The sequence below is a fragment of the Frankia sp. CcCS3 genome (genome assembly GCF_977927575.1).
This window is the reverse complement of the sequence record NZ_CDWRCL010000217.1, coordinates 6,088-7,284: the sequence shown is the minus strand read 5'-3', so window position 1 is coordinate 7,284 and position 1,197 is coordinate 6,088. Positions and strand designations below refer to the sequence as shown.

The window sequence follows — 1,197 nt, the reverse complement described above, 5'->3', positions numbered from 1 at the left end:
GGGTCGTAACAGACGGGGACCATGTCGAGCTGCTGGGCGGCGAGACCCATGGCCAGCCGGGCCCGCCGCAAGGCGGTGGCATCGTCGATGGTGTCGTCCACCTGGACGAACCCCGGAACGGGGGTTACCCGCAGGCGCTCGCCGTCGACAGCGAAGTCACAGCTCGCGACCGTACGCACGATCTCGCCGAACGCCGCTTCGGCGGAGCGGCCCGGCCGCGTCGGCAGGACGACGACCACCTCGCCGGGGCGGCCCTGGCCGATGGCGGAGCCACGCCACCGATGCAGACCACCTGCCAAGGCAGCGACCTGATTGAGCAGGGACAGGCAGGCGCCCGGAGCGAGGCGCTCGCGCAGCCGGCCGAACTCGGCAATGTACAGAAGGCCGACGACACAACTCCGGCCCGTCGATCGAGTGCGGCTCCGGGCCTGCTGGACGGTCGCGACGGCGCGATCGTGGTGCTCGTGATGGTAATGCCGTCGTCCTGGCACCCGCATGACCCGCCGCCATCCGGATCCATTCGGGACGACGAGGTCACTCGTTCGCGGATCCAGATCCGCCACCGCGTACTCCGGCGGCGGAACTGCCATGTTCAGTGTGTTGATCCCCCCCCGGCGTCGGCCTTTCAGTGACCGTTTCAGCGAAATTCGCAGCCATGAACTGAACTCTCGCTAGGGGGACGTAATGAAGTAACAAATACGTGATCGAGAGCATCATTGCAGGTCACAGGCCTGCGGGGGGTTCGAAACGCGCAAGTTATTTAATTTCGACTCCTAGATGCGCCGGATAATTCTAAATCTTTTTGGTGTAGGGAGTCGTGGGAACCGGGGCTGTACTCCTCTCGCCTGGCCGAAAAGTAAATACCTGGGCGCCTGATTCTCTGCTGGTTCGGCTTTATCGCTGGTTCGGCTTTATCGTGGCCGACACTTTACCAGCTGGGGTTCGGGTGTCTGTGGGTGGGCTGTGCGCCAGGAGGGAGATGATACGTTGCGTTGGCGGTATGTGAGTTAGATTTAACGTTCTGTTCATCCTTTCCGGTAACCATCCTTACTCGCGCGCGGATCGCGGACGATTCGGCGTCCGCGGTCTCCGCGGGAACGGCTACGGGAACGGCTACAGGACACGGCCGGCATGACCGGACGCGACTGGGCGCGACCGGGCACGGAAAAGGCTCCCCGGTTTTTCGGGGAGCCCTAT

At 63.7% G+C, this 1,197-nt stretch carries 1 pseudogene; it reads right to left on the bottom strand.

Annotation, left to right across the window (positions count from 1 at the left end):
* Window positions 1–590 (bottom strand): annotated as a pseudogene (locus AC08OQ_RS16175) (glycosyltransferase family 2 protein); the annotation flags it as partial.
* Window positions 591–1,197: the final 607 nt, after the last annotated feature.